Here is a 23,460-nt window from a genome sequence, read left to right as displayed (position 1 = left end):
AGGCGAAGCATTGAATCGAAGCCCCGGTAAACGGCGGCCGTAACTATAACGGTCCTAAGGTAGCGAAATTCCTTGTCGGGTAAGTTCCGACCTGCACGAATGGTGTAACGATCTGGGCGCTGTCTCAGCCGTGAGCTCGGTGAAATTGTAGTCTCGGTGAAGATGCCGAGTACCCGCTACGGGACGGAAAGACCCCGTGCACCTTTACTATAGCTTAACATTGACTCTGGGTAACTGATGTGTAGGATAGGTGGGAGCCTCTGATCCGGCGTCGCTAGGCGTCGGTTAGGCAACGTTGAAATACCACCCTTCAGTTGCTTGGAGCCTAATCCCCTTGAGTGGGAGACATTGTTTGGTGGGTAGTTTGACTGGGGTGGTCGCCTCCAAAAGAGTAACGGAGGCTTTCAAAGGTACCCTCAGCACGCTTGGTAACCGTGCGCAGAGCGCAATAGCAGAAGGGTGCTTGACTGTGAGGCCCACAAGCCGAGCAGGGCCGAAAGGCGGATATAGTGATCCGGTGGTTCCGCATGGAAGGGCCATCGCTCAAAGGATAAAAGGTACGCCGGGGATAACAGGCTGATCTCCCCCAAGAGCTCATATCGACGGGGAGGTTTGGCACCTCGATGTCGGCTCGTCACGTCCTGGGGCTGGAGAAGGTCCCAAGGGTTGAGCTGTTCGCTCATTAAAGTGGCACGCGAGCTGGGTTCAGAACGTCGTGAGACAGTTCGGTCCCTATCTGTAGTGGGCGTTGGATGTTTGAGGGGACCTGTCCTTAGTACGAGAGGACCGGGATGGACGAGCCTCTGGTGGACCTGTTGTGGCGCCAGCTGCAGCGCAGGGTAGCTACGCTCGGATGAGATAAGCGCTGAAAGCATCTAAGTGCGAAACTCACCCCAAGATGAGACATCCCTTCAAGGGCCGTGGTAGACGACCACGTCGATAGGCGGCAGGTGTAAAGTCGGAAACGACACAGCCGAGCCGTACTAATTGCCCGAGGGCTTCGCCGCCCCAAAGGCGCGTGCCCTCCCCTCTTTCTCTCTCTTCCCACGTATGTCAGAGCACCCCCCGGCATCATTCGAGCCGAAAGGCCCAAGATAATGGTGGCTATGTCGCGGGTGTCCACCTCTTCCCATTCCGAACAGAGAAGTTAAGCCCCGCCGAGCCGATGGTACTGCGGTCACACGCGGGAGAGTAGGTAGCCGCCAACCCCCTTTTTCAAGCGACAGCCCACCCTGGAGACACGGTGGGCTGTCCGCGTTTAATAGGCTTGCAGATGAAGGAACCGTGGCGTGGGCCAAAATGTAGCCTGGAAGGGAAATTGGGGGATTTGATGATTATATTTCCATTATGGACTTTCCTGGTCCCTTGTAATTTCATTTTCCAATCCTCTAATTAAATAGTGCCCCGCCAGTAAATTAATTTAATTGACTTCACGTTTGGAAACAGTCCCTAAGTTAAATTATAATAATCAAGAGAGAAGGACTGAGAATGTCAATTGATATTGGCCATCTAATTCCCTAGTATCAGATTGACCCGTAAAGAATTCTGTTTTTGGCCTCATTTTTAGAAATGGGCAGTAAAACGAAAAACATCCAAAATTCTCAATCCAATTCTCCTTTATATTTTCTATCGCTCCTTACAATTAAGGGGCTTCTGCATGGGTGTAATCATAAGCAGGAAGGCCGCCCTTTTTGAACGGCGGCCTTCTTTGTTTGCATTCTTCTTGTTGAATCACCTAACCAAATCTGGTAAAGCTATTTTCAACTGCAACTTAGTTTAATCGCCAAAGTTTAATTCCGTTTTTGGCTTCGTTTTTACATTTGAAGCCAAAAACGGAATTTTAATTTTCAATAAATTGGTAACTGCTCTGATTTTTTTAGAACAACTGAAGGCCTGTGTAATTAGATGGTGTAATCTTTTTCAATTCTGCTTTTAAGTCCTCACTAACATCAAGATCTTCTATGAAGGATTGAATAGAAGTTGCCGTTATTTTTTGATTAGTTCTTGTAAGCTCTTTTAAGGCTTCATACGGTGAAGGATATGCTTCTCTTCTAAGGACTGTCTGAATGGCTTCTGCTACCACAGCCCAATTGTTTTCTAAATCATTTTGTAACGCCTGGTTAAAGAGCTCGAGTTTGTTAATTCCCTTCTTAAATGATTTCAGGGCTATTAGGGAATGCGCGAACGGTACCCCAATATTCCGGAGAACGGTAGAGTCTGTTAAGTCGCGTTGTAGCCTGGATACAGGTAGTTTCTCAGAAAGGAAGCCAAACAAAGCGTTGGCCATGCCTAGGTTACCTTCCGCATTTTCAAAATCTATGGGGTTTACTTTGTGCGGCATAGCCGAAGACCCAATTTCGCCTTCCTTTATTTTCTGCTTGAAATAGCCCATGGAGATATATTGCCACACATCCCGCGCCATGTCAATGAGAATGGTATTGATGCGTTTAATAGCATCAAACAAAGCAGCAAGGTGATCATAGTGCTCAATCTGAGTGGTGATTTGACTTCTTTGCAGGTTTAATCTGTTCGTTATAAAGTCATTTGAAAACCTTACCCAATCAATTTCTGGATACGCCACATGGTGCGCATTAAAGTTACCAGTGGCTCCCCCAAATTTACCGGCAAAAGGAATGGATTGTAGAAGATGGAGTTGCTGGTCTAACCTTTCAGTGAAGACTTTGATTTCTTTTCCTAGTCTGGTGGGGGAAGCTGGTTGGCCGTGGGTATGCGCGAGCATGGGGACTTCTTTCCATTCTTCGGCTAAGCCTTCTAACAGCTGTTTGACTTCATGTAATAAAGGCAAGTAAACAGTTTCTACTGCTTGTTTCAAAGAAATCGGAATAGCCGTATTGTTAATGTCTTGGGAAGTGAGACCGAAATGCACGAACTCTTTCTGGTCACTTATGCCTAACTTCTCCAATTTGGCTTTGACAAAGTACTCCACCGCTTTCACATCATGGTTGGTGGTTCTTTCGGTTTGCTTTATCTCGTTGGCATCTGCTATGGAAAAATCGCGGTATATGGTACGCATGTTCTCAAAAGCAGCAGCGTCAACAGCCTGTAATTGAGGAAGGGGAAGTTCACACAGGGAAATAAAGTATTCTACTTCCACTAGCACCCGGTACCGTATCAGCGCGAATTCAGAAAAATACGGGGCCAATTCTTCAACCTGGCTTCTATACCTTCCATCAATAGGCGACACCGCTGACAATGCATTCAATTCCATAGTTGTATCTTTTGCCCAAAGATAAGCATGTTGGGCAAAACAGCTACTTTCATAGCCTTTATTGAAACGATCTAATCAGATTAACGAGCAAACATTAAGTTAATTTGCCCGTATGTACCCACCTAGTTTCCTCTGCTTTTTATGTAAGGTGGAAAACAGTATTTTTACCTGTTAAGAAGGGGCTGTGGGCCTACTTTTTGATTTGTGTATATTTTATTTTTAAGCTTTGTCTAAGTTCAAAAACTTCTTCATCAGGAATAAAAAAAAGCTATTAATTGGTTTAGGTGTATTCCTGGGTCTGTTGGTGGTGGCAGTGGTCTTGTTCATTACCAACCGGCAGCGGCTGCTGCAGTTTGCCGTGAGCAAAGTCATTCAGAAAGTAGAGGCCAAGTATCCCGCCAAATTAACCATTGGGAACGCGCAATTCCTTGACTTAAACACAGTCCTTATCACAGATATAGGCTTATTGCCCATACAAAAGGAACAATTGGTTCAATTAGACACGGTGGAAGCCTCGGTCAGTTTCAGGTCTTTGTTTCTGGGCCGATTGGTGTTCAAGCAGTTTGATGTGGCCAATGGCAAGATCACAGCGGTCAAGCAAGACAGTGTAGACAATTTCTCCTTCCTGTATAAAAAGAAACCAGGTAGCGGCCCCGTAGACACCACCGCCAAAGTATCTAACTACGGTACGCTTCTCAACCGACTGATTGAGACGGCGTTTGAGAATGTGCCGGATGGGGTGAACTTCAGGAACCTGGCAGTTGATTTTCTGAATGACGGCAAACTGATTAGCATGCGCTTGCCTACCTTGACCATGGAAGATGGGAACATCAATGGCCGTCTGTCTATTTCCACGGAATCTGTGACCAACAACATGTTTGTGCAGGGGCGCATAGACCCAGACAAGTACCTGCTATCGGCGAAGATGTACGGTGACCAGCCCGGCGGCATACAAGTGCCTTACATTGAACAGCGCTTTGGTGCCACCATGCGGTTTGACACCTTGAACCTGAGTATCACTGACAAAGTTTTCAAGAATAACCAACTGACTATTTCTGGAGAATCAAGTGCGCATAGTTTGGTCTTGAACCATCCTAAAATAGCCGATGAAGATGTGTTTGTGAAGAACGGGGCCTTGAAATACGTCATTACGCTGGGAGATCATTACTACTCTCTAGATGCACCGTCTGAGGTACGTGTCAACAAAGCTGTGTTTTACCCAAAACTCACGTATGAAACCAAACCCAACCGTAAAATTGGGATTAAGGTGAGCTCTCCAGACATTGCAGCCAACGATTTATTTGAATCACTGCCACCCGGCTTGTTTGATACCTTCCAGGGCATGAAGGCTACAGGTACGTTCCAGTACGGGTTGGATTTCTACGTAGACATGGCCAAAATTGACCAGTTGCGCTTCAGTTCAGATCTAAAAGCCCAGAACCTGCAGATTCTGGAGTATGGCAAGCAGGATTTGCGCAAGATGAACCAGGAGTTTCAGCACACCGTGTATGAAAATGACCGTCCGCTCCGTTCGTTTCTGGTTGGTCCCTCTAACCCCAATTTCACGCCTTACAACCAGATTTCCAATTACCTCAAACATTCTATCTTAACCGCAGAAGACCCTCGTTTTTTCACCCACAAAGGCTTTCATGACGGGGCTTTTAGGCATTCCTTGATTACCAATATCAAGGAGCGGTCTTTTGTGCGGGGCGGTAGCACCGTTTCCATGCAATTGGTGAAAAACGTGTTTCTTACCAGAAAGAAGACCATCACCAGAAAAGTGGAAGAGGCACTGATTGTCTGGCTGATTGAGAACCTGCGCCTGAGTACCAAGGAGCGCATGTATGAAGTGTATCTGAACGTAATAGAATGGGGACCCAATGTATATGGCGTGAAAGAAGCTGCGCGTTTTTACTTCGAGAAGGCACCCAATGAACTGACCCTGGAGGAAGCCATGTTCCTGGCCAGCATTGTGCCCAAACCCAAGCTGTACAGAACCTATTTCAACCAATACGGCGAATTACGGGCCTACCCACGCTACTTCTTTAAATTGATCAGCGGCAACATGGCCAAGCGCGGTTTGATTACCGCCGGAGAACAACAGAGCGTGTCGCCGTACGTGAATTTAAGAGGCCGGGCTGGGTCCTTCGTCATTGCCAAGCCAGATACCACTACGCAACAATTAGATACGCTGGAACTGGCCCCAATTGACTTGCTAGACTTCTAGCCAATGCATTAGTAAAGCAGTCTCAAGCCATAACAAAAAGCGCCGCCCCTGTTTTCGGGCTCATTTCTGGAAATGAGCCCGAAAACAGGGGCGGCGGTGTGTTAAAGAAAAAGCGGGATTCGCTCTGCGTATTACTTTGTGCTATCAGTAGAACCTTCTTCTTCCTCTGCTACATCTGGCAGTGGCAATGGGTGAGTGTCTTTCTTCGGGAAGATCAGGGAAAGGACCACCGACATGGTCAGGATAAAGGCGACCACGCCCAGGGCTATGCGCATGTCCAGATGGTAAATGTCAGACAGCACCAGTTTAGCCCCAATGAACACCAGAATCAAAGACAAGCCGTAGTGCAGGTAATGGAACAGTTGCATGATGCCCGCCAACGCGAAATAGAGCGCCCGCAAGCCTAGCAATGCAAACACATTGGAGGTGTACACTATAAACGGATCTTTGGAGATGGCCAGAATAGCCGGAATAGAGTCTGCCGCAAACACAATGTCCGTAGTCTCCACCATGATCAGCACCAGAAACAGGGGCGTGGCGAAGCGGGTCTTGTCAATCTTCACGAAGAATTTGTCCCCGTACATTTTATTGGTGATGGGAATATACCGGCTCACAAACTTAACCACCGGGTTGGCCTCTGGGTCAATCTCCTCGTCATTGTTGGTGAAGGCCATCTTGATTCCCGTAAAAATCAGGAAGCCGCCCAGAATGTAGATGATGAAATGGAACTTGGCAATAAGCGCCACGCCCACCAAAATAAAAATTGCTCGGAAGAAAAGCGCACCCAACACGCCCCAGAACAGAATCTTGTGCTGCACCGCCGACGGCACATGAAAGAAATTGAAAATCAGGATGAACACAAACAGGTTGTCCACGCTCAAAGACTTCTCAATGAGGTAGGCCGTCAGGAATTCAAGGGCCGGGCCGCTGCCTTTCCAGAAATAAATGCCCACGTTAAAGGCCAGTGACAGCACAATCCAGAAAGCACTCCAGAGCAGCGCCTCTTTGATTTTCACCTCATGCGACTTCTTATGAAACACAAACAAGTCCAGGCCCAGCAGAATGAGCACAAACAGGTTGAACCCAACCCAAAATAATATATTGGTATCCATCAATTAATATTTACAAACGTAAGAAATGGCGCGGTTGCCCCGCTTTCAACAGTTCAGCAAAAGTGAAAGATACGGCAATCTGCGCAAAAACAGAAGTTGAGGAAGGAAATTCCTGTTTTCGGGCTCATTTCTGGAAATGAGCCCGAAAACGCACGAAAAGACTAGCGTTTGAACTGCCGGAAGTAACTGCTCACCTTCATTTGGATTACGCCCAGGAAGGCTTCACGTATTATGCCCTTGCTCATTTTGGACTGGCCTTTGGCGCGGTCTGTGAAAATAATAGGCACTTCCTTGATTTTGAACCCGAACTTGTAGGTAAGAAATTTCATCTCAATCTGGAAGGCATACCCAATAAACCTGATTTTGTTAAGGTTAATGGTTTCCAGTACCCGGCGCGTGTAGCATTTAAAACCAGCCGTGGCGTCATGAATGGGCATGCCCGTGATAATGCGCACATATTTACTGGCGAAATAGGAAAGTAACACGCGGCTCATGGGCCAGTTCACCACGTTCACGCCGTTGCTGTAGCGACTGCCCACGGCCATGTCATAGCCTTCCAGGGCACAGGTCTGGTACAGATGCACCAAATCCTCAGGGTTATGCGAGAAATCGGCGTCCATCTCAAAAATATAGGAGTACCCGTTGTTGAGCGCGTACTTGAACCCATGAATATAGGCCGTGCCTAAGCCCAGTTTGCCCTTGCGTTGCTCCAGGAACAGTTGGTCAGGGAATTCCTGTTGCAGATGCTGTACCGCCTGGGCAGTGCCGTCTGGGGAGTTGTCGTCAACAATGAGGATATGGAACGGATGGGGCAAAGAGAACACCTTCCGGATGATGGCCTGGATATTCTCTATTTCATTATAGGTAGGAATGACTACCACCGATTCTTTCATTCCCCAAATATAGCCCTAAACAGATTAAGGCATGGAAGTACGCCTAGAATAAATTTTTTGGGCCAGTTGTTTGGCATGGCGTACGCAACCGGAAATAGAGAACCCAGCCACCCAACCGGCACAGGCGTATAGCCGGTCTTGCTCCACCAGTTCACTCATTTTGTCAACGTCCAGCATGAACATGTCGGGTTGCGGAAGGGCGTTTGGCCAATGGTGTGCGTGTTGAAAAAGCGGTTTTTCTCCTTTTATGCCATAGGTGGCCTGCAGTTCCTGGTCAATTCTCTGCTGTATCTGGCGTTCGGCTTTGTGGGAGTCCGCCTTCGGTAAAGTTTCGGTGGAAAAGGAGGTGAAGAGCACATCTGTCTCCGGGGCCGCGGCCGGGAAAACCGACGATCGCCACAGCATGCCTACCGTTCCGGTTTGTTCTTCAGCTGCCTGCATGGCGCCCAATCCGTGTAAATTATAGTTTACGTTGGGTTTTGGATAGGCGGTGTGTACCACGGTTAGGGGCGCATAGCTTACGTTTTGTAAGGCGGCCGCCCAACCAGGCGCGGCAAACTCCATCAACTCTGCGGCGGCGTGCGCGGGCAAGGCCAAGGCCACTGCGTCAAACTCCACTTCGCCCAGGCTTTCCATATCATGCTGAATGCTCAACAGATACTTGCCTCGCGCACGGTGCACCATTTCTACCTTGTGGTCCAGATGCAGCGAAATCAACTTGGAGGCAATGGCTTTGGGAAGTGTCTGCAAGCCGCCCTGCAGCGTATGTAGGGGCTTCATCTCCGCCTCTTCCAGCGCCGAAATTCCTTTTAACACGGAGCCGTGTTTTTTCTCCAATTCCTTCAGCCACGGGAAGGTCTTTTCCAGCAGCAGCGTGTTAGGCTCACCGGCATACAGACTAGCCACCAGCGGTCGCACCAGTTCTTCCACCACCTCAGGCCCAAACCGGCGCTCAAAAAAATGACGGACGGTTTCATTGGGCAAGTTTTGTACAGGTTGCTGCATTTCCTGGGCAATGCGCAGTTTGGTGCGCCAGCCAAAAAAGGAGTTGACCAGCAATTGCATGGGCGAGTGCGGCAGGCCCTGCGGTTTTCCTTCTTTCAGCACAAACAGATTTCTGGCAAGCGGGGTGGGTTTGACTACCTCGGCCTCCAGTTTCAGTTCCCTGATTAACTCCTGCAATTCCTCGTTTTCCTGGTAACCTTGTGCGCCCAGTTCCAGCTGGTACCCTTCTATGGTCTCAGATTTAATAAGGCCGCCCACCTGGTTTTCGCACTCAAACAAATCATAGCGCACGCCTAGCTTTTGTAAGTGGTAGGCCAGCGCCAATCCAGAAATTCCTGCCCCAATAATGGCTACTCTCATGTACTGCGTGGGTTGCTGCTGCCTGTAGGTACGCAAGAAGGCGGTTGTCGTTTAGGAGGGAAAGGGGAGAAAATAGCCCGGAAACCTTTTTTTACTGTCAAGACAGGCGGGTTCTTCGTATTTTCAAGCCATGGAAACGCAGCAAGTGCAGATGAAGAACAAAGCCGTATTTCTGGACCGTGATGGGGTTCTGAACGAAGAGCGGGGCGATTACACGTGGCGGTTGGAGGATTTTATAGTGAAGCCGGAGGTGCCCCAGGCGTTGGCGCTCCTGAAAAACGCAGGCTATCTGCTCATTGTCATCACCAACCAGGCGGGTATTGCCAAGGGCCTTTACACCAAAGAAGACGTGCTGGCTTGCCATGAAAAACTGCAGCAAGCCTCAGGTAACTTGGTAGATGCCCTCTATTTCGCGCCCGGCCACCCGTCTGTCTCAGAATCACTGCGGCGCAAACCAGATAGCCTCATGCTGGAGAAAGCCATGGCCAAATTTTCTATTGACCCAGCCACGTCTTGGATGGTAGGCGACCAACTGCGCGATCTGCAGGCCGCCGCCAACTGCGGGGTAAAGGGAATTCTGGTAGGGGCCTGGCCCGAAGGGACTGCTGAAAAGCAAACCTCAGATGTCTTGGCGGCTGCTCAGATTATCTTGAAAATACCTGACAGAAACCCATAAAAAATCCGTTTTCGGGCTCATTTCTGGAAATGAGCCCGAAAACGGAAAAGAGGAATCTGGGGAAATGTTTATAAACACAAAAAACCGGAAAGAGCTTTCCGGTTCTAATGTCTTTGCGAAACAGCGATGGCTTAGCCGTTGATGCTGCGGGTTGCCTTAGCGTCAGACGTGGCTTTCACCATCACTTTCTGATCAGCGGCACGGTCTGTCTTCTGCGCGTAAGCAGGGCATGACGTAGATTTGCAAGAAGCAAAACCAAACATACCAAGGGCGGCAACAAGTAATAGTTTTTTCATCAGAATGTTTTAATCAACAGGTGTGGCTATTCTACGCCAAAGCTACACTTTTTGTGACAGCTTTGGCGAAAATAGTTCAAAAATAATTTAGTTTTTATAGCCCAGTATCTGCAGCATGGAATCAACGTTCTGCTCCTCGGCAAAAACCCATGACTTAAGCGTGCCATCTGCCTCACGGTCAATGATGACATGCTTGGGTGAGGGTATTAAACAATGCTTGATGCCGCCGTACCCGCTCAAGCTCTCCTGGTACGCGCCAGTGTGGAAGAAGCCAATGTACTGCGGCTCCTCCTGGTCCTGTTTCACCTTAGGCAGGAACACCTGGAAACTGTGCATCTCTGAGTTATAGTAATCCTGGCTGTCACAGGTGAGGCCGCCAATGTTCAGGCGCTGGTAATCTTTGTTCCAGTTATTGAGCGCCAGCAAAATATAGCGCTGGTTCAAGGCCCAGGTGTCTGGTAGGTTGGTGATGAAAGAACCGTCAATCATGTACCACAACTCTTTGTCGTTCTGGAGCTTGGTGTCCAGAATAGAGTAGATGTGCGCACCGCTTTCGCCTACGGTGTAAATCCCGAACTCGGTGAAGATGTGGGGCTCCGGCACGCCTTCGTCTTTGCAAATGCGTTGGATGGTGCGCAGGATCTCCTCAATCATGTACCGGTAATTGTAGTCAAACTGAATAGAGGTCTTGATGGGGAAGCCGCCACCTATGTCAATGGTGTCCAGGTCTGGGCAGATTTTCTTCATCTCACAATACTTGTGCACAAAACGGCTGAGTTCTGACCAGTAATAAGACGTGTCTTTGATACCCGTATTAATGAAATAATGGAGCATCTTGAGCTTGAACTTGGGGTTATCCTTGATTTTGTTCTCGTACAAGCCCACCACGTCATTGTAATTGATGCCCAAGCGCGAGGTGTAGAACTGGAACTTCGGCTCCTCATCAGAAGCTAATCTTATGCCCAGTTGGCACTGGCCGGTCACGTGCTGCTCGTAGTGCTCAATCTCGCCCAAGTGATCCAATACCGGCGTTACGTTCTTGAAACCGTCGTTGAGCATGCTGGTGATGTGGCTGCGGTACAGCTCACGTTTGAAGCCGTTGCAGACCACAAAAATATCTTTGGAGACTTTCCCTTTTTCGTAGAGCGCCTTAATAATGGGCATGTCAAAGGATGAAGATGTCTCAATATGAATGTCGTTTTTGAGCGCCTCTTCCAGCACAAAAGAGAAGTGGCTGGACTTGGTGCAGTAGCAATAAGTATAGGTGCCCTGGTAATTGAGCTTCTCCATAGACTCCTTGAAAAGGATTTTCGCCTTCTGAATCTGGGAGCTTATTTTGGGCAGATAGGTGAGACGCAGCGGTGTGCCGTATTGCTTCACCAACTCCATCATCGGGATGCCGTTGAAAGAGAGTTCATTGTTGGTAACCGTGAATTCCTCCGTGGGGAAGTCAAAGGTTTGGTGTATAAGATCAGTGTATTTATCCATGGGTGGGTAGTGGCGTTGGAAGACCAGATAACGTGCAATATTGGGTATGTTTTACCATCTTTGCAAAAACTAGTTTCCGTTTCGCATGAAAAAAATTAGACTAATTGAAGTTAAATCTGAGCTGGGGGCTGGAACGCGTGGCGCTAGTCTTGGGGTTGACGCCTTAAAGATAGCGTGCCTGAACAAAGGGTCAGATTATTTCAAGCGGTTTACGTCTGTAGAGGTGCCTAACCTCAATGATGTCATGTTTGAAAAGAACCTGTTCCCGCATGCCAAATACATTGACAGCATTCTGCAGACCTACAAGCGCATCAGCCACACCGTAGAGCAGACACTGGAGTTGGGCATGTTCCCGCTGGTACTGGCCGGCGACCATTCTAACGCAGGCGGCACCATTGCCGGCATCAAAGCCACCTATCCAGACAAAACGTTAGGCGTGATTTGGGTAGATGCGCACGCTGACATTCATTCGCCCTATACCACGCCGTCTGGCAACATGCACGGCATGCCCCTGGCCGCTTCTTTGGCCGAAGACAACAAAGACTGTCAGGTGAACGAACCGGCCCCGGAGACCATTTTCTTCTGGGAGGCCCTTAAGAAAGTAGGCACCGAGGAACCCAAGATCAAGCACCAGCACATTGTCTATATTGTGACCCGCAGCTATGAAAAGCCCGAGGTGTTTTTGTTTGACAAATACAACATCAAGAACTTCACCTATCCAGAGGTCATTGCCAAAGGCCTGGAGCAGGTAGCCCAGGAAGCCCTTGCCAAACTAAAAGACTGTGACATTATTTACGTGTCTTTTGACGTGGACAGCCTGGACTCCAAGTTCTCCAAGGGCACGGGCACGCCGGTGGAAGTGGGTTTGAACGTGGACCAGGCCAAAGAACTCTGCGGCCATTTGGTACGCAGCCCCAAAGTGGTCTGCTTTGAGATGGTGGAAATAAACCCTACCCTAGACGCCGAGAACATCATGGCGCAAAACGCATTTGAGATTTTAGAACATACCACCCAAGCCATAGTAGAGCGGCTTCACCAGGAAGCCTAGCCCTTTAAACTTTTGGCCAATAGTACCATGAAACAACTAGAGACCCAGATTGCCCAGGCGCTGAGCCAGGCATTAGCCAATACTTTTCAATTCACACTGGCCGCTGACCAAATCAGTCTGCAGCCCACCCGCAAGGAGTTTGCCGGCACGTTTACGTTTGTCACCTTCCCCTACACCAAACCCGTGGGCAAAGGCCCCGAGCAGATTGGCCAAGCCTTAGGAGATTATTTAGTGCAGCACGCGCCGCAGGTGGCCGGGTACAACGTGGTCAAGGGTTTCCTGAATGTGGAAATCAAAGACAGCGTGTGGCTGGAAATCTTTGCCGAGCAGGTGAGCGGTCAGTTTGGTGCCCATTTGGAAAACGGAGGCCAAAAACGGAAAGTGGTGGTGGAATATTCGTCACCCAACACCAACAAGCCGCTGCACTTGGGTCACCTCAGAAACAACTTCCTGGGCTACTCCGTGGCGGAGATTCTGAAAGCCGCCGGAAATGACGTGGTGAAAACCAACCTGGTGAACGACCGCGGAGTGCACATCTGCAAGTCGATGATCGCCTATGAAAAATTTGGGCTGGGCGAAACTCCCGAAAGCGCCGGCCTGAAAGGCGACCATTTGGTTGGCAAGTATTACGTGGCTTTTGACAAGGCCTACAAGCAGCAAATAGACGAACTGGTGGCCCAGGGCACCGACAAAGAACTGGCCAAGAAGCAGGCGCCTTTGATGCTAGAAACCCAGGAAATGCTCCAGAAATGGGAGCAAGGCGATGCCGAAACGCTGGCCCTCTGGGAGAAAATGAACAACTGGGTCTATGACGGCTTTAATGCTACTTACAAAAACATAGGCGTTGACTTTGACAAGTTCTATTACGAATCAGGTACTTATTTACTAGGCAAAGACCGCGTGGAAGAAGGACTGGCCAGCGGCGTCTTCTACAAAAAACCAGACGGCTCCGTTTGGATTGACCTCACGGAGGAAGGCCTTGACGAGAAACTGGTACTCCGTGCTGATGGAACATCCGTGTACATCACCCAGGACCTCGGCACCGCCGAACTGAAGTACCAGGATTTCCACTATGACCAGTCTCTGTACGTGGTGGCTGATGAACAGAATTACCATTTCCAGGTGCTCAAGGTCATCCTCAAGAAAATGGGCAAACCATACGCCGATGGCATCATGCACCTGTCGTATGGCATGGTGGACTTGCCCAGCGGCAAAATGAAATCCCGCGAGGGCACCGTGGTAGACGCCGACGAACTGGCCCAGGAAATGGTGGACACCGCCCGCCAGAAAACCGACGAACTGGGCAAGATTGACGGCTTCACGCCCGAAGAAGCGCAGCAACTCTACCACACGCTGGCCATGGGTGCTCTCAAGTATTTCTTACTCAAGGTTGACCCCAAAAAACGCATGCTCTTCAACCCAGAGGAGTCTATTGAGTTTCAGGGAAACACCGGTCCGTTTATTCAATACACACATGCTCGTATCTCAGCCATCCAGCGCAAAGCCAAGGAATTGGGCATTGTCTCAGACGCAGCCGCGTTTGAAGGCGTAACTGCTTTGCAGGAAACCGAGCGCGAAGTATTGGTGCTCTTGAACTACGCCGAGGCCACTATACAAGATGCTGCCCGCAACCTGGCTCCCAGCATCATTGCACAATACGCCTTTGACGTAGCAAAGGCCTATAATCGTTTCTACACCGAGGTGCCTATTTTTCAGGAGCAGGACGCCAAAGTGCTGAGTTTTAGAATTGCTTTGTCGGCGCAGGTAGCCAAAACCATCAAACGCATGATGGGCCTTTTGGGCATAGCGGTTCCAGACAGAATGTAAAAGGAGAGGAGCGGTGCCGAAAGGGCCGCTCTTTTTTCTGGTTAAGCTTGAACAAAATTCATCGCCTACAGTTTAAAGCGTGATTGCTCTATTTAGAACATGCAGAAATTTCTAACCTATTTGTCTTGTTCTGTGCTGTTGGCCTGTTCATCGCCGGGCGGCACTGTAACTGACACTACCCCAAATTCTACTACTATGGAAAATACCTCAACTACAGCCGCTTCTTCAATCTATGATATTGCGTTGGTCACCAATGACGGGCAGAAGACAACTTTGAGCAAATACAAAGGCAAGAAGATCCTGATTGTGAACGTGGCTTCTGAGTGCGGGTACACGCCGCAGTACGAGGATTTGGAAAAACTCCAGAAGCAATACGCCCACAAAGTGGCGGTGCTGGGTTTCCCGGCGAATGATTTTGGTGGGCAGGAGCCGGGCTCTGACCAACAGATTGCTGCGTTTTGCCAGAAGAACTTCGGGGTTACGTTCCCGTTGTTCCAGAAGGCACCCGTTTCTGGCACGGAGGCGCAGCCTTTGTTCAAGTGGTTGGCCAGTAAAGAACAGAACGGCAAGAACGAACAGGCGCCCAACTGGAACTTCTGCAAATACCTGATCTCTGAAGACGGCACTTTTGTAAAGTTCTATCCGTCTAAAGTGGCACCGCTCTCAGATGAGCTGCTCAAAGACATCAACCTCTAAGCTGGTTTCGCGTGCATTTAGAAAATAGAGCCCAAAAACGGCCCAGCGCCGGAACCTGGGTTTCTGCGTTCCGCCTTCGTACGTTGCCGTTGGCTTTGTCCTGCATTGGCATGGGCGGTTTTCTGGCGGCCGCCGATCATCAGTCCCGGTGGCCGGTGCTGTTGCTCTGCGTGGTGACTACGCTGTTCCTGCAGATTCTCTCCAACCTGGCCAACGACTACGGCGACACCAAACACGGTGCCGACAGCCAGCACCGCGAAGGTCCGCAGCGCGCCGTGCAGGCCGGGCAGATTTCGCCGGGGCAGATGAAAGCCGCTATTGTTGTGTTCAGTCTTTTTTCTCTGGTGTCGGGTATTGCTTTGCTGTGGGTGGCTCTGGGAACATCGGGCTTGTACTTGTTTCTGTTTTTCTTGCTGCTGGGCATTGGGGCCATTTGGGCGGCCATTGGCTATACTAACGGCGGTAAACCCTATGGCTACGCCGGCTTAGGCGATATTTCGGTATTCTTTTTCTTCGGATGGGTGGGCGTGTTGGGCACGTATTTCCTGCAAACCGAACGCATTTTCTCAGAACTATTGTTGCCAGCCTCCAGCCTGGGCTTTTTCTCAGCGGCGGTGCTCAACGTGAACAACATTAGAGACATAAAATCTGATGAACTAGCCGGGAAGCGGTCGGTGCCGGTGCGTTTGGGAGCGCTGCGGGCGCGAAGGTACCATTGGCTGCTGCTGCTATCGGGCATTGTCTGCACGGTGATGTTTGTCTGGCTCAGAACCAACGCCACCTTTTGGCCGTGGCTGTTTTTGGGGGCGGTGCCCCTACTAGCCTACAACGGCCGCGAAGTGAAAAGGCGGCAAACCCCCGCAGAACTGGATCCGCTCCTGAAACAGATGGCTTTGTCTACCTTGGTCTTTGTGCTGCTGCTGGGCGTGGGCTTGTTGCTGGACTCTTGATTTTCCGTTTTCGGGCTCGTTTTCAGAAATGAGCCCTAAAACGGAATTTGCTTATCGCTTTATAATTTTAAGCCGCTCAATTTTCTGGTTCTGCTTTACTTGAAGCACATACACTCCCGGAGGTAATAATTTAGTATCTAATCTATTGAAACCTCCTGTGCTATTCCCGTGCAGCACAATTTTCCCATTTAGATCAAAAAGCGCATAAGCAATCTGCGCGCGCTGGGGAAAGTCAATCTGGAGAAAGTCTGAAAAAGGATTGGGGTAGAGGGCAGTAGCGATTTCTAATTCTTCTGCATCTGTAGAAACAGGAGGGTGTTTATGGTAAGTTGGTGCGTTTTTCTGGTTATTATTGGGTTTAGCCAAAAGGGTGTCTGGGGGCAAGACCGAAAGGCTTTTTTTATAAAGTTTGAGCAGACCCTTTTTGTCTGGCTTTAAACGCAGCACAGCGCTGTCTGTGGAAAGATAGGTCACCAAATTTGGTGAACTTCCCTGCAAAATATTCTCCCTTACAAAGGCAAGTTGATTCCATTTGTGGGTGAGGCCAAACACCAGAGTGCCTTTCACCTGCACCGCAAAGATGTGGTAAGAGGAGTCATCCATTTGTTGGCTAAGAAAATAGAGGCCTCGGTATTTGCTAGCCTTTCCATAGAAAATGGTGTCACCTGTGGCTTTTTCCTGAATCAGGTTGTGATTTTTACTAAATATAACGTTTGCATGAATCGTGTCTTCTCCGTTTCTGAGACTAAATTCTGACCCCAGAACAGTGCGTAAATCTTTGTTGGGTTTAGGAAAGGGCGCTTCAAAAGTCACGCTGTTCTCCTGGCTGCAACCTGAGAAGAGCAACACGCAAACCAAGTAAGGCAAGACTGAAGTAAGCCGCTTTTTCATAGACATAGATTTGCGTGCGTTTCTGCAGATTAATGACACTTTTGGGAAAAAGTAACCCAAGAGGTGAATTAAAAAAATCTTGATTTTCCGTTTTCGGCCTCGTTTTCAGAAATGAGCCCAAAAACGGAAAAAGGCTCCCCTGCTAAACAGGAGAGCCTTTTCTATTCTATACTGCAGGAATTACTCAGCGGCAGGCGAAGAAGTCTGGGAAACTGCTTGGCTGGTACCTTCCGTGGTAGGTCTTGGGCCGGCGGGTTTCTTCCGTTTCTTTTTGCGCTTTACGGCTTCCCCTTCCGTGCGGGGCGGTTTGGGTTGTCCTGCCACATGAGGCGGACGAGCAGTTGCATCTGCGCTGCCTTCTGGCCTGGGTTCACGTGGAGCACGTTCTTGTCTGCTGGTACCCGAAGAGGCGCTATCGCGGCGTTTGCCATCTGACCGGCGGCCTGCGCCACCTGCGCTAGAACCGCTTCTGCCACCACCTGCACTTGAACCACCGCGGCCTCGGCCGAACTTGCCTTTGTTGCCTACTGGGTCATACGCCGGGCCTTCGCCCAGGCCTTCGGGTAAGGGCATTTTGGGGAGCTCGCGCTCAATCAGTTTTTCAATGCGCACCAGGCGCTCCTGGTCCTGCTCGTTCACAAACGTGATGGCCATGCCCTTGGTGCCGGCACGGGCGGTGCGGCCAATGCGGTGCACATAATCCTCGGCGTCTTGGGGCACATCAAAGTTCACCACGTGGCTAATGTTGTCCACGTCAATGCCCCTTGACATCACATCTGTGGCCACCAATACTTGCAGTTGCTTGTTCCGGAATTTCTGCAAGGTGGCTTCGCGCTCATCCTGGGTTCTGTCTGAACTAATGCCTTCGGCCTGCAGGCCTAATTTCTGAAGGGAACGCACAATGTCATTCACGGCGCTCTTGCGCGAGGTGAACAAAATCATGGTCTGCACTTCGGCGTCTTTCAAGATGTGTTGGAGCACTTTCAGCTTTTGGTTGTCATAGACCAGGTAGATTTGCTGGTCAATGTTGGCGGCCGGCTTAGAGATAGAAAGGCTTATCTCTTCAGGGGTGTTCAAAATCTGCTTCGCGAAAACCCTGATCTTGGGAGGCATGGTAGCCGAGAACATCAAGGTCTGGCGCTCTTTGGGCAGCGTGGAGATAATCTTCATGAGATCATCCATAAAGCCCATGTCCAGCATTTTGTCGGCTTCGTCCAGAATCAGGTATTTCACCTGGTCCAGTTTCACGTAGCCCATTTGCATGTGCGCAATGAGGCGGCCGGGCGTGGCTACAATAATGTCGGCACCGCTGGTGAGGGCTTTCTTCTGCTGGTCCCAGTTCTGGGCGTTGTTGCCGCCGTAAATGGCAATGGAAGTAGCACCCGTGAAATAGCTGAGACCTTCTACCTGGTCATCAATCTGCTTGGCCAATTCCCGCGTGGGCACCAGAATAAGGGTGCTGGTGAAATCAAACCTGGCGGTGGCAATCTTGCTTAGGGTTGGCACCAAGAAGGCGGCCGTTTTACCGGTACCGGTCTGGGCGCAGGCAATGAGGTCTTTCTCCTCTATGATAAACGGAATGGCTTGGGCCTGAATAGGCGTGGCCTGTTTATACCCCATGGACCTGATACCATCTAAAAGGTCAGGCTGGAGGTTAAAATCATCAAATGTTACACTCATGAAATCTGTTTCTGCTTCAATGTGCTGCGAAGCTCTTCCGCAGGTAGGCTAATACTACAGGTAAATATAGTCTTTTTCTGCTGATTTTCTCGCACGTGCGCCGCTAAACGATTCATTTGCAAGGCCTAACCCAGGCAAGGAATAGGTTTTGTGCTTTCTGGTCTGAATTTGTAATTGTCTTAGATAGATAAGGGCGGGTGATTTTGGATGCGAGTGAGGACAGTGGGTGAAAATAGAGTATTAGTGATATTGAATAAGCTATATATGAAAGTTCATGATAATACACAAAACTATGAAAAGTGCTATATATAATAGTTGCCTGATAGGGTAAAATACAGCTTTTTTCTTGAAAACGCAGAAATAAATTGAACAAAACAAAGAAGGTGTTTGTAAAATCGAATGAAAATGCAATTTGTGTGAAACTGTATTTTGACGGGGTCGTTAAAGAGGTATATACAATGAAATAGAACATTGTAAAGGATTTGAACGATAACTTAATTGTACGGAAAATATGAAAATAGTTGTACTACCCCTAGTGATTCAGTCTAAGATTGCCGATTTGACCTACCAAATCTTTCTGAATTAAAAAATTGCTCCCCTATCTAGTGTTTAACAGCCTGCCAATGGCTGCTTGAGTCAGAAAAAATACAATCCATCTTCTTTAATCCTATTGTCATGAAAAAACTCATACTTTCATGGGGTGTTACCCTACTGCTTTTACTTTTAGGTGTTACCCAGTCAGCCCAAGCACAATGCAAAGCCTCTAATGACTGCTTCGATTTTACCTTTAATGGTGCCCAGCAGACCACAAACGGTAATGTGAAACTTACTTTCACCGTTAAAACCAACTGCCAGTTTGACCTGAGCAACGTGGCCTTTGAATTACCGGCCGGTGTGAAAGCCCTTAACCCCAAAGGCACAAAATACAATTACGGTGTAGAGAACACCACTAATAATCCATTTTACTCTGTTAAGTTTGAGGCCAGAAACGCCAATGGCTACAAAAACGGAGCTGAAGATGTATTCTCCTTTGAAATTCCCTTCGCCAAATATTCTGGCATGACCACCATCCGCATCCAGGCCAAAGCCGGACAGCGTGTAGGCAAAGTAGCCATTGACATCACCAAGTGTAACCCAGGTGGAGATAATGGAGACGGTGACAACGGCGGTGGAGACAATGGCAACGGCGATGGCGATAACGGAGGTGGAAACAATGGCGACGATGAAGGCGATGATGATGGAAACGTTACTGGTAACTGCAAAGACTCCCAGCCTTCCCCTATCTCTGGTCCTTATGACCCTTGCCCAGGCGAAATTGTAACGTATTGCATTGAGAAAAATCCAAAATACACTTCTTATGTATGGGATGTTCCTAGAGCACATGCCGGCAACGAGCCAACTGGTTGGGTGATTCTGTCAGGACAAGGAACAAACTGCGTAACGGTAAGAGTAGGTGAGAAACCTGGTACCATGAAAGTGAAAGTGACCCATGCTGAATGTGGCACCAAAGTTAGAACCAAACCAGTACACCCCGGAAAGAAAATTGAAGTAAACATTACCGGGCCTACTGCTTTCTGCCCCAATGATAAATTAACGTACACAGCAGACGCCGGAAAAGCCAACCCAGGTAACGGCAACGGTGGCAATGATAAATGGTTCTCGTATGCCTGGACTGTTCCTGCTGATTGGACTATAGTTTCTGGGCAAGGAACAAAGCAAATTGTAGTGATTGCCGGTCAAACCAAAGGCGATATCACTGTTAAAGTTGAAAGCACAAAAGGAAACGACAAAGACACCAGCGAGAACGGCGGTAACACCAATGGCAACCCTAACAACGGAAACGGGAACACCGGTAACAACCAAGCAGGAGGCGGAAAGTTCTGCGGACCAGCAACAGCTAAAATCACCCCAGAGCGTAAGCCTGACTGCGGTGGAAACACTTGCCCAACCGGCGCTCCTACCGTAAACCTGGTTGCCCCAGACAGCGTGTGTAACTTATCTGACAACACCTACTTCTTTAGAGTAGAGCAAGTACAGGCCGGTGTTGACTACCAGTTTGAATTGCCAGAAGGCTTTGTAGTAGTGAATGAAGGCGAAGGTTTTGTAGAAGTGGTGCCCGTGTTTGAAGAAGATCAGCTTGGCCAGCCGCAGACCATCAGAGTAATTGCCACCAATGAATGCGGAACCGCTTCAGATACAGAGACAGTAATTGTAGTAGAATGTTCCCCAGGTAACCCGCTTCCGGTAGCAATGAAAACCTTTGACGGGGTTTCTAGAAACGGAGCAGTTGAATTAACCTGGACCACCGCTTCTGAAATTAACAATGACCGCTTTGAAATTGAGCGCAGCACAAACGGCACTGACTTCGTGAAAATTGGCCAGGTGAAAGGAAACGGCAACAGCACTGTGGAGATTGACTACGCTTTCACAGACCGCAACGCCAGCGCCGGCACCGTGTACTACAGATTGCGCCAGGTAGACCTAGACGGTTCTTTTGAGCACTCTAAAATGATCACCGTGAAACACAACGCATCTGCCAACGCCGCCGCCAGAGTAAGCGTGTTCCCTAACCCTGCCACCAACGGCAACGTGAACATCAGATTCTCTGAACTGCCCCAAGGCAATGCCAATGTGAGATTGGTTGACATGACCGGAAAAGTAGTGATGACCAAAACAATAAACGGAGACGGAACCCTTGAATTTGGTTCACTAGGCCTGGCACAAGGCGTCTACATGATCTCCATCACCAGCGGCGGAACCACAGAGACCCAACGCCTGGTAATCCGGTAAGGATAAACAGAATTACAATAGGATGCCTTGGAAAGGCGGCGCCCCCTGGACGCCGCCTTTTTTCTTTTCCTTCGCCCGGTACCGGCGAGGGATTTTTTTATTTCCCCGTTTTTTGCCCAGTTTTGGAAAATGAGCCCGAAAACGGAAAATGAACCTTTATTGGCCGGCGTGCTGGTGGTGGAACTGGCCAGCGTATTGGCGGGGCCCAGCGTGGGGCAGTTTCTAGCCGAACTGGGTGCCACCGTACTCAAAGTAGAGAACCTGAAAACCCAGGGAGACGTGACCCGCAGCTGGAAACCCTCCACTGAAGATCCCGCGGCCCAAGTGTCAGCATATTTTTCAGCCGCTAATTGGGGAAAGCAGTCACTGTGTGTGGATTTGAAAGATGCCAACGTGCAACAGGCGCTGCAGACCATCATTCAGAAAGCAGACATAGTGCTGGCCAGCTTTAAACCCGGTGATGCCGAAAAGCTGCATATGGATTACGCCACTTTGGCTAAGGGCAATGAACGCCTGTTGTATGGCCAGATCACCGGCTACGGCAATGACGTGCCACGCGCCGGGTATGACGCTGTGCTGCAGGCCGAAGCCGGTTTTATGTTCCTGAACGGCGAGAAAGACGGCCAGCCACTAAAGATGCCCGTAGCCTTGATTGACCTGCTGGCCGCCCATCAATTGAAAGAAGGCCTGCTCGCGGCGCTCTACCACCGTGAAAGAACTGGCAAAGGCCAGAAAATAGAAGTGTCTTTGGTGCAGGCGGCCATTTCGTCCTTAGCCAACCAAGCCACCAATTACCTGGTGGCGGGCGTGGCGCCCCAGCGCATGGGCTCTGAGCACCCCAACATTGTGCCTTACGGTACGGTATTCACCACCCAAGACCAAAAAGAATTGGTACTGGCCATAGGCGATGACCGCCAGTTCCGGGATTTGTGCCAGATTCTACAGCAGCCAGATTTAGGCACAAACCTATTATTTGCCACCAACAGAGCCCGGGTAGTGAACAGAGAAGTATTGAACCGGCAGCTTTCAGACCTTATCTCAAAAATTAATAGGGAAGACCTGCTGCAGGCCTGCATCGCCCAAAACGTACCCGCGGGGGCCGTACATTCCATACCAGAGGCGTTGGCGCAGCCCGCCGCTCAGGCGCAACTGCTGGCAGAACCGGGGCAAAACCCGAAAGGGCTTCGGCAGATGGCCTTTCAAGGAATGGGCTTGGAGCCTGCCGTCATGTCTCCGCCTCCGGCCTTGGGGCATCATACCTGGCAAATCCTTCAGGAAAGGGCCGGGCTTACGGTGGAGCAACTGGAGGAGTTGGCCGCGGCCGGTGTTGTTTCTGGCCAAGGCGGTGGGCAAAAAGAGTAACTAAATGAGGCCCGCAGGGGTACTACCAATGAGGCTTTCTTTCGCTTTTGCCAGAGAAAGAATTGTTTCATCAAACACCAACCTATGGAAGATAGATTAGAGTCCATTTTTGAAGGGCTGAAACAGAAATCATCCACCAAGCAGACCATTTTCCGGAACACCAGAGATACGTTTGAACAGCTGCGCTCCTGCGCCGTGGAACTGGTGGAAAACCTGAAGCAACGCATTTCAGAGGTAGATGCCAACGTGGTGATTGAGTACCGCAGCGTAAACGATTTTGAGTTCCATGTCAAGTTTTCCGGCGATCTGCTCATCTTTGTGATGCATTCCAACGTGATTACCCTGCCAGAGGAACATGAGCTCATGCGCAGTCACTACGTGGAGGAGGATTTCCGGCGACGCTTTTTTGGGCACATCATGGCCTACAACTTCATGGCAGATTCCATCAAGTACAACCGCCTCAACGACCCCGGTTACTTGCTGGGCCGCGTGCTCATTAACATAGACAATCATTTTTACCTGGAAGGGGTGAAGCAGCTGGACCTCTCGTACAATGACATGGCCAAAAACAAAGTGGAGTCAAGTATTCTGCGGGTTTTTATTGAAAGCGCCATGATTGCCTCGGTGAACAATGACCTGGTAGCCCCGGATGTGGAAGAAATAAGGAAGATTACGGTGAAGCAGAAGCTGGAGGAACAGCAAATCAGTACACCACAGAAAGTAGGTTTCGCGTTCAGCTTCCAACGAAAACCAAACGTGTACTAAGTTTTCTAATTGTTTAAAATCACAAAGGCCTGTCTGAACGTTCAGACAGGCCTTTGTGATTTATTGATTTCCGTTTTCGGGCTCATTTCCAGAAATGAAGCCAAAAACGGAAGGTGATGTTGATAAACATTGCTTCAGAGAGCACTTTCATCCACTATTAAACGG

General features: G+C 49.4%; 17 protein-coding genes and 2 rRNA genes (1 of these 19 running past the window's edge). 11 read left to right on the top strand and 8 right to left on the bottom strand.

What is annotated here, in order from left to right; translation table 11 throughout:
• Positions 1-1,007 (top strand): 23S ribosomal RNA (locus IMY23_RS07325) (it extends 1,882 nt beyond the left edge of the window).
• Between the two features lie 89 nt (positions 1,008-1,096).
• A 5S ribosomal RNA gene (rrf, locus tag IMY23_RS07320) occupies positions 1,097-1,208 on the top strand.
• A gap of 668 nt (positions 1,209-1,876) precedes the next feature.
• Here rrf and purB read toward each other — a convergent pair.
• A complete protein-coding gene (gene purB, locus IMY23_RS07315; RefSeq protein ID WP_192821455.1) occupies positions 1,877-3,229 on the bottom strand; it encodes an adenylosuccinate lyase in 1,353 nt (450 codons plus the stop codon).
• A 226-nt stretch (positions 3,230-3,455) separates the two neighbouring features.
• On the opposite strand from purB, the gene IMY23_RS07310 reads away from it, so the two are divergent.
• On the top strand, positions 3,456-5,456 hold the full coding sequence (locus IMY23_RS07310) for a biosynthetic peptidoglycan transglycosylase (RefSeq protein WP_192821454.1): 2,001 nt from the start codon (positions 3,456-3,458) through the stop codon (positions 5,454-5,456).
• A 131-nt stretch (positions 5,457-5,587) separates the two neighbouring features.
• Here IMY23_RS07310 and IMY23_RS07305 read toward each other — a convergent pair whose 3' ends face one another.
• The 3 genes from IMY23_RS07305 to hemG all read right to left on the bottom strand — a co-directional run bounded on the left by IMY23_RS07305 (position 5,588) and on the right by hemG (position 8,826).
• Positions 5,588-6,568 carry a TerC family protein gene (locus IMY23_RS07305; RefSeq protein WP_192821453.1) on the bottom strand — a complete coding sequence of 327 codons (981 nt, stop codon included), beginning with the start codon at positions 6,566-6,568 and terminating at the stop codon, positions 5,588-5,590.
• A gap of 161 nt (positions 6,569-6,729) precedes the next feature.
• Entirely contained in the window at positions 6,730-7,461 is a 732-nt protein-coding gene (locus IMY23_RS07300) for a polyprenol monophosphomannose synthase (protein ID WP_192821452.1), read from the bottom strand.
• 24 nt (positions 7,462-7,485) lie between these two features.
• Positions 7,486-8,826 (bottom strand): protoporphyrinogen oxidase, encoded by a 1,341-nt coding sequence (gene hemG, locus IMY23_RS07295; RefSeq protein WP_192821451.1) that lies wholly within the window; start codon positions 8,824-8,826, stop codon positions 7,486-7,488.
• 130 nt (positions 8,827-8,956) lie between these two features.
• Between hemG and IMY23_RS07290 the strand changes: the two genes are divergently transcribed.
• Complete coding sequence (locus tag IMY23_RS07290; protein ID WP_225986441.1) at positions 8,957-9,502, top strand: HAD-IIIA family hydrolase; 546 nt, start codon at positions 8,957-8,959, stop codon at positions 9,500-9,502.
• 131 nt (positions 9,503-9,633) lie between these two features.
• On the opposite strand, the gene IMY23_RS07285 is transcribed toward IMY23_RS07290, so the two are convergent.
• A complete protein-coding gene (locus IMY23_RS07285) occupies positions 9,634-9,798 on the bottom strand; it encodes a hypothetical protein (protein WP_192821450.1) in 165 nt (54 codons plus the stop codon).
• Between the two features lie 87 nt (positions 9,799-9,885).
• On the bottom strand, positions 9,886-11,286 hold the full coding sequence (locus IMY23_RS07280; RefSeq protein WP_192821449.1) for an arginine decarboxylase: 1,401 nt from the start codon (positions 11,284-11,286) through the stop codon (positions 9,886-9,888).
• Between the two features lie 85 nt (positions 11,287-11,371).
• Here IMY23_RS07280 and IMY23_RS07275 point away from each other — a divergent pair, with 85 nt between their 5' ends.
• From IMY23_RS07275 to IMY23_RS07260, 4 genes are all read left to right on the top strand, one after another.
• Positions 11,372-12,334 carry an arginase gene (locus IMY23_RS07275; RefSeq protein WP_192821448.1) on the top strand — a complete coding sequence of 321 codons (963 nt, stop codon included), beginning with the start codon at positions 11,372-11,374 and terminating at the stop codon, positions 12,332-12,334.
• Positions 12,335-12,361: 27 nt separating this feature from the next.
• Positions 12,362-14,161 (top strand): arginine--tRNA ligase, encoded by a 1,800-nt coding sequence (argS, locus tag IMY23_RS07270; RefSeq protein WP_192821447.1) that lies wholly within the window; start codon positions 12,362-12,364, stop codon positions 14,159-14,161.
• Positions 14,162-14,260: 99 nt separating this feature from the next.
• Positions 14,261-14,857 (top strand): glutathione peroxidase, encoded by a 597-nt coding sequence (locus tag IMY23_RS07265; RefSeq protein ID WP_192821446.1) that lies wholly within the window; start codon positions 14,261-14,263, stop codon positions 14,855-14,857.
• 11 nt (positions 14,858-14,868) lie between these two features.
• Positions 14,869-15,807: a 1,4-dihydroxy-2-naphthoate polyprenyltransferase gene (locus IMY23_RS07260; RefSeq protein ID WP_192821445.1), complete on the top strand. Its 939-nt coding sequence runs from the start codon at positions 14,869-14,871 to the stop codon at positions 15,805-15,807.
• Between the two features lie 51 nt (positions 15,808-15,858).
• On the opposite strand, the gene IMY23_RS07255 is transcribed toward IMY23_RS07260, so the two are convergent.
• Both IMY23_RS07255 and IMY23_RS07250 read right to left on the bottom strand, forming a co-directional pair.
• Positions 15,859-16,698, bottom strand: a complete 840-nt coding sequence (locus IMY23_RS07255; RefSeq protein WP_192821444.1) for a T9SS type A sorting domain-containing protein — start codon at positions 16,696-16,698, stop codon at positions 15,859-15,861.
• Positions 16,699-16,878: 180 nt separating this feature from the next.
• Positions 16,879-18,378, bottom strand: coding sequence for a DEAD/DEAH box helicase (locus tag IMY23_RS07250; protein ID WP_225986440.1), 1,500 nt, complete (start codon positions 18,376-18,378; stop codon positions 16,879-16,881).
• Positions 18,379-19,053: 675 nt separating this feature from the next.
• Between IMY23_RS07250 and IMY23_RS07245 the strand changes: the two genes are divergently transcribed.
• From IMY23_RS07245 to IMY23_RS07235, 3 genes are all read left to right on the top strand, one after another.
• Positions 19,054-21,168: a T9SS type A sorting domain-containing protein gene (locus tag IMY23_RS07245; RefSeq protein ID WP_192821443.1), complete on the top strand. Its 2,115-nt coding sequence runs from the start codon at positions 19,054-19,056 to the stop codon at positions 21,166-21,168.
• 129 nt (positions 21,169-21,297) lie between these two features.
• Complete coding sequence (locus IMY23_RS07240) at positions 21,298-22,530, top strand: CaiB/BaiF CoA-transferase family protein (RefSeq protein WP_192821442.1); 1,233 nt, start codon at positions 21,298-21,300, stop codon at positions 22,528-22,530.
• 84 nt (positions 22,531-22,614) lie between these two features.
• Positions 22,615-23,295: a hypothetical protein gene (locus IMY23_RS07235; protein ID WP_192821441.1), complete on the top strand. Its 681-nt coding sequence runs from the start codon at positions 22,615-22,617 to the stop codon at positions 23,293-23,295.
• Positions 23,296-23,460: the final 165 nt, after the last annotated feature.

Source organism: Rufibacter sp. LB8 (assembly GCF_014876185.1).
Taxonomy (GTDB): domain Bacteria; phylum Bacteroidota; class Bacteroidia; order Cytophagales; family Hymenobacteraceae; genus Nibribacter.
The sequence above is the reverse complement of the archived record's forward strand: the minus strand, read 5'-3'. Positions and strand labels throughout refer to the sequence as shown.